Source organism: Ideonella sp. B508-1, from assembly GCF_000333615.1.
Taxonomy (GTDB): Bacteria; Pseudomonadota; Gammaproteobacteria; order Burkholderiales; family Burkholderiaceae_C; genus Ideonella.
Window position 1 is genome coordinate 1 of the sequence record NZ_BADL01000568.1, and the last position, 5,632, is coordinate 5,632.

8 protein-coding genes are annotated in these 5,632 nt (G+C 65.0%); all 8 read left to right on the plus strand.

The window, feature by feature from the left end; translation table 11 throughout:
- Positions 1–86: 86 nt before the first annotated feature.
- The gene (locus I73_RS22255) at positions 87–1,187 is read left to right on the plus strand and encodes a Fic family protein (protein WP_022982636.1); all 1,101 of its coding nucleotides are present in this window, start codon (positions 87–89) and stop codon (positions 1,185–1,187) included.
- Between the two features lie 17 nt (positions 1,188–1,204).
- Complete coding sequence (locus I73_RS22260; protein ID WP_148289889.1) at positions 1,205–1,651, plus strand: hypothetical protein; 447 nt, start codon at positions 1,205–1,207, stop codon at positions 1,649–1,651.
- A 3-nt stretch (positions 1,652–1,654) separates the two neighbouring features.
- A complete protein-coding gene (locus I73_RS22265) occupies positions 1,655–2,107 on the plus strand; it encodes a hypothetical protein (RefSeq protein WP_022982638.1) in 453 nt (150 codons plus the stop codon).
- A 10-nt stretch (positions 2,108–2,117) separates the two neighbouring features.
- Positions 2,118–2,543 (plus strand): hypothetical protein, encoded by a 426-nt coding sequence (locus I73_RS34260; RefSeq protein ID WP_022982639.1) that lies wholly within the window; start codon positions 2,118–2,120, stop codon positions 2,541–2,543.
- A 21-nt stretch (positions 2,544–2,564) separates the two neighbouring features.
- On the plus strand, positions 2,565–3,932 hold the full coding sequence (locus I73_RS22275; RefSeq protein WP_234409584.1) for a zeta toxin family protein: 1,368 nt from the start codon (positions 2,565–2,567) through the stop codon (positions 3,930–3,932).
- 6 nt (positions 3,933–3,938) lie between these two features.
- On the plus strand, positions 3,939–4,484 hold the full coding sequence (locus I73_RS22280) for an HAD domain-containing protein (RefSeq protein WP_022982641.1): 546 nt from the start codon (positions 3,939–3,941) through the stop codon (positions 4,482–4,484).
- 15 nt (positions 4,485–4,499) lie between these two features.
- Positions 4,500–4,775, plus strand: a complete 276-nt coding sequence (locus I73_RS22285) for an HU family DNA-binding protein (RefSeq protein WP_022982642.1) — start codon at positions 4,500–4,502, stop codon at positions 4,773–4,775.
- Between the two features lie 9 nt (positions 4,776–4,784).
- The coding region (locus I73_RS33365) for a hypothetical protein (protein ID WP_159105919.1) at positions 4,785–5,632 on the plus strand (848 nt) is incomplete at its 3' end.

The window sequence follows — 5,632 nt, forward strand, 5'->3', positions numbered from 1 at the left end:
CGATCCAGAGAAGGCGCGGCCGGCGAGCTGACCCCCGACCAGGCGGTGGCGTTCTACGTGGAGCGAGCCAAGTCCAAGGGCGCGTCATGAGCGCTTGGGAGGACTACACCTACCCAGGGACGCCGGTTCTGAAGAACAAGGCGGACATCAGGGACCAGGGCGAGCTTCAGCGCTTCGAGCGCGGCGTGACGGCCGTTCGGATTCAGGAGCTGAAGGAGAACCCCATCAAGGGGGACTACGGCTTGGACCACATGCGCGACATCCACCGGCAGGTGTTCAAGGATGTCTACGAGTGGGCTGGCGAGGTCAGGACCGTGGACATCGCCAAGGGGCCAGCCAGTGATCGAACCGTGTTCGCGCTGAAGGAAGACATCCCGCTGAAGGCCGAGTTCATCAAGGTGACGGTCGAAGAGGCCAACTACATGCGAGGCCTGGATCGCAAAGAGTTCGCGGCCAAGATGGGCGAGGTGTATGCAGCAGTCAATGACTTGCACCCGTTCAGAGAAGGAAACGGCCGCACCACGCGCGAGTACATGAACGAGCTGGCCAAGGAGTCGGGGCACACCCTCGATTACGGGCGCGTGGACAAACAGACATGGAACGAGGCCGCGAAGCAATCGGCCCGGGGCAACCTTGAGCCCATCAAGGAAGTCTTCTACGAAATCACGACAGTGGAGCGCGCCGTAGCCTTCGACAAGGCCCAAGGGCGCGAGGGCCAGCGGGAGGCGCTGGGCAAGCACCCTGAGCTGGATGGCGCCTTCAAGCGGCTGTACGACGCCCAGCGCAGCGGCGGTGACGTGGAGGCGGTCAGGGCCGAAGTTTCGCGCGAGTTGCACGAAGGAAAGTCGGTCGGCGGCAACGTGAGCATGGAGGAATCTCGCCGGGTCATCGACAACGCGGCCACGTACCGGGGCCTGATGGTCCGTGACGCTGATCGGCTCGGCGGCCAGTTCCACGGGGAGGTGGTGGCGGTGTCTTCACACCACGCGATGTTGAAGGTCGGCGACATGGTGGCCGTGCGGTACGAGCGCAGCAACCTCAGCCGGGACGTTCACACCGGGGATTCGGTTTCGATCCAGTACGGCAAGGAGCAAAGCCAGGTCTACGAGCGAGGGCAAGAGCCGCAGCGCGACCGCGGCCGCGACTCGATGCAGATGGAGCGAGAACGCACCCTGGCGAGTTCATGAAAGGGATGGGAGAGAACATGAAGAAGATCGACTGGAACACCAAGCATGTGCGGGTGGCGCGGCATGTGGGCAAGCGCCTATTTCAAGTCTTCGTGAGCTGGCCAGCGCAAGCGCTTGGGGGCCTGGCAATCGTCATCACGCTGCTGGGCGGCTCGCCGATCCACGACACGATCACGGGCATCTACGCCTGGGCGGACACGGCGGTTCGGAACGCGCCCGTTGGCTCGGTGATGGACTTCGACTGCGGCAGGCGCTCTGCCGACAAGGCGATTGACTGCAAGCGCATCGGCGGAGGGCGGGCGATGCCTGTAGCCGACGCGATCCAGGCGACCGAGGCGACCGTGTACGGGGTCTACCAAGGTCTGGTGCTGGTGTGCGTGACCGTCATGGTGTTCACGATGGGTTGGCGCGACTTCGCCGGCCTGCCGGACGAAGACAAGGCCGAGCGGCCGAGCGCGAGTTGACTCATGAGCGGGCTGCAAATGCTGTTCTCGGTGTCGGTGTGGGCTGCCATGTGCGTCTGGTGGTTTTGGGAGTACATCCACGCCATCACGCACCGACGCGAGGGAGAGGCGTTCGGGCAGGCCATTGAAAGGGCCAGCCAGGAGCGGGCGCTGAACAAGCAGGCGAAGGCCAGGATGTTCGGCGGGCCGGTGTTGACGGCCATGGTGTCGATCGCATCGACGGTTTTGACGCTACTGGCGCTGCTGTGGATTCTCCAGGGCAAGACCATCGGCGCTTTGCTGCTGTCGTTCTTGGTGGCAGGCCTGGTGGTCAATCGACGCATGGACATGAGCAAGCACAAGAGCTGGGCTCGGCTGAGTGCCATCGACAGGCTCAGGTTCCGCCTGACCCATGCATGGCTGTGGCCGCTGCACCAGTACGGCAACAAGCGCGGCGAGAACTCGAACAACGACTGAAAGGAACTTGATGACGAAGGTCTATCCGCTGGCTGAACAGTTCAACGAAGACGGCGCTGGACAGCGCCTGGTGGCGGCCGAGGGTATGCCCTTCGGCCTGATCGAAGTGGTGATGGGCTACGGCGGCGACAAGGCCGCATTCGGCCGTCATGGCCAACAAGGCAAGGGGATCAAGGTGGGCAGCGAACTTTTCAACCGCGCAGGCGTCCGGTACGAGGTGGCATGCGACGTGATCGGCGCAGTGATCGCCCATCATTCGGAGGTGATCGCCAACGAGCTGGACAAGCCGGAGCCCGACCAGGCGGTGATCGCTGCGGCAGAGGCTGCGAAGAAGGCGCTGCGGGACACCCGCGAAGCGCTCGACACGAAGGACATCGCCGGGATCGAGGCCGCCATCGCAACCTACGGCCCGCAGGCGCGTGCCCTTTACCAGTAAGGGGCTGCCATGGCTGGGGACGTGTCCAAGTACGCGATGGAGAACGCCTACAAGGGCGTTGAGCGCGATGCGCTGGAGCGCACGCAACCGCAGGAGAACCCTCGGGCAGTGATCCTGGGTGGACAGCCCGGCTCCGGCAAATCCGAGCTGGCCGGGGAGGCTGTGCGGGAAATGCGGCAGAGCGGCGGTGCCGTCGTGATCGACGCCGACAGGATGCGCGAGGAAAACCCGCGCTACAAGCAGCTCTCGCGCGACGACCCTCAGAACGCGGCCGACCGCACGCAGAAGGAGGCCGGCGAGTGGGCGACGCGGCTCACGATGACGGCCATCGAAGAGAAGCGCAATCTCGTCGTTGACGGGACGATGCGCAACCCGGAGAACATCCGGGAGCTGGCGACCAGGCTGAAGGAGGCCGGGTACGACGTAGAGGCCCGAGTCATGGCCGTGAACCCGGAAACATCCATCACGCGGGCACGGCTGCGGTTTGAAGAACAGGTGAGCGAGCGCGGCACAGGCCGCTTCGTGAACCAAGAGCAGCACGATGCGGCCTTCGCGGCTATACCGCGCAGCGTTGCGGCCCTGGAGGCCGAAAAGCTGGTGGACCGCATCAAGGTCTACGACTCCAACCAGCGGCCGGTGTACGAGAACGCCCAGGAGCGCGGGGAGTGGAAGAAGCCCCCCGAGGCGGCGCAGGCACTTGAGCAAGAACGGGGGCGCGATTGGTCGCACGCAGAAAAGCGGGACTACGTGTCGGCCCTCGAAGACATCGCGGCGCTGGCCAAGCAGCGCACGCAGCAGCCGGACAAGGCCATCGAAGGCAAGCTGGAGACGGCACGGGGCGAGCTGACGCGAATCGAGCAGAGCCCCGAGTTCCAGCGTGCGGAGGCGTTCAACCACCTCCCGAAAGGCGAGGCCCTGGCCAAGCACCCCGAGCTGGATGGGGCCTACGCGCAGCTCCGGGATCTGCGTCAGCAGATGAGCCCGACAGCCAGCCAGGATGAGCGCGAGCGCAGCTACTTCGCGGCAAGGTCCGAGCTTTGTCACCAGCTCGAACGCGGGGAGGTGCCGAAGGGTTCCGTCACCAAGGCGGAATCAGAGAGGGTCATCGACCTGGCGGCAGAGGCTCGGGGAATCAGAAGCGTTCGGGACGCAGGCGAACTGCAACGGGACGTGAAGGGCGAAGTCGTGGCGGCATCGTCACAGCACGCGCTCGTCAAGCTGTCGGACGACGTGGCCGTGCGCTTCGAGAAGGGAAATCTGGACCGGGAGGTTAAGGCCGGCGAAAAGGTGGCCATCCAGTACGGCGCCGAGAAGAGCCAGGTCTACGAACAAGGCAAGGAGCCGGCCAAGGACCAGGCGCGCGATACCGCCAGGGACTTCGCTCGGTAAGACGAAATGCTGGGTGACATCCTCGCCTCCATGGGCTTCGGGGCGAAGTGGCTGGCTGGGACGGGTTTCGCGCGCGAAACCCAAACCGTGCCGCCCTCCCCTTCCCGGTCCGACAAGCAACCCAACGGGCACTTGTCTCGGACGCCGGCCAGGCGCGTGCTGATGCTGGACATCGACGGCGTGTTGCACCCGGCGCAATCGGGCTCGCCGATCTACCTGCCGCTGCTGGAGGCTTGGCTACGCGAGCACAGGTGCGTGGATGTCGTTGTTTCCTCGAACTGGAAGAACACACACACGGTGGAGCAGCTTCGCCAGTTCTTCTCGGTGGATCTTCGGGACCGCGTGCTGGGCACGACGCCGGACTGTCGCGGGGTTCGTGAGGACCAGATCCTTGAGCTGGTGGAGCGGCACGACATCGAGCTGTGGGGGGCCGTGGACAACCGCGAAGACGGTTTCCCAACGACAGCAGCCATGCACCTGGCCAAGACCGAGTATTTCGACGGGCTTGTGCCCGCAACCTTCACGCGGCTTGCGTGGATTCTTCAACTGTGACCAGAAGGGACCAACATGAACCGACAAGAACTCATCGACGCCATCGCGGAGGACACCGAGGCATCCAAAGCCTCGGTGGCGCGCTTCCTAGACAGCTTCATTGGCCAAGTGCAGAACACGGTGGCTGGTGGTGGTGAAGTGAAGCTGACGGGCTTCGGTAAGTTCGAGCGCGCGAAGGTGGCTGCGCGGCCGGGGCGGAACCCCCTGACCGGCGAAAAGCTGGTGATCCCCGAGGGCGTGCGGCCGCGCTTCACGCCTGGCGCCGGCTTCAAGGAAGTCGTCAAGGGCTAAAGGACCGGAATGAAAACACTCGCCCCAACGGCGGCAGACTCGGCCGCCATCATCAAGGCCCTCGATGGCGGCGCCGTCATCGGGGTGAGAGCGCTGATCCGGCAGGCAGCGCCTGGATCGGCCGAGAACATCGACGAGCTGACCCGCCTCACGGTGGCGGTTAAGCGGCACATCGAGCACGGGACGGTGCAGCTCAAGCCGCGAGGGCAGTCGGTGCAGATCGCACTCACGCGCAAGGGCAAGCGCCGAGCCAAGCTGATGCGTCCGGCAAGACAAGGGGTGCCATATGAGGGCCTTGCCATGTATGGAGCGCTCGCAGCAGCCGCAGTGGCCGTGGCCGGCTGTTCGACGCCGGTGCCGGAGCGGCCACGCGCGCAATTGATGGGCTTTCCTACGCCTGTGGGCGTGCAGCAGGTGCGTGGGGCAGACGGGCAAGGCTACTTCGAGCCGTGCAACCCATGCGCAGCCCCAACGGCAAAGACTCCGGTGCTTGGTGGCTATCGAACGATGGACGTTGAAGAGCCGGCGAGAACTGAGCCGGAGAGGACTCTGGTTGTTGGTGCACTTCAGGCTCCAACACCGAAGCGCCTCGTGGCGCAGGCCTCGCAGCCAGCCGCGCAACCCCTGCCGGCCGCAGCGGCGCCGGCACCGCTGCCGGCGAAGGCTGCTGACAAGCCGGCCCCGGCCGCGGCCGACGTGCGCAAGGCAACAGTGTTCTTCGCGTATGCGCAATCGAAGCTCACGGACGACGGCCGCAAAGCGGTTGCCGAGTTCGCAGCGCGCGCCAAGGGTGCGGAGGTGATCTACGTGCGGGGATCGACCGATTCGCAAGGCGATGCGACCGCGAACGAGATCCT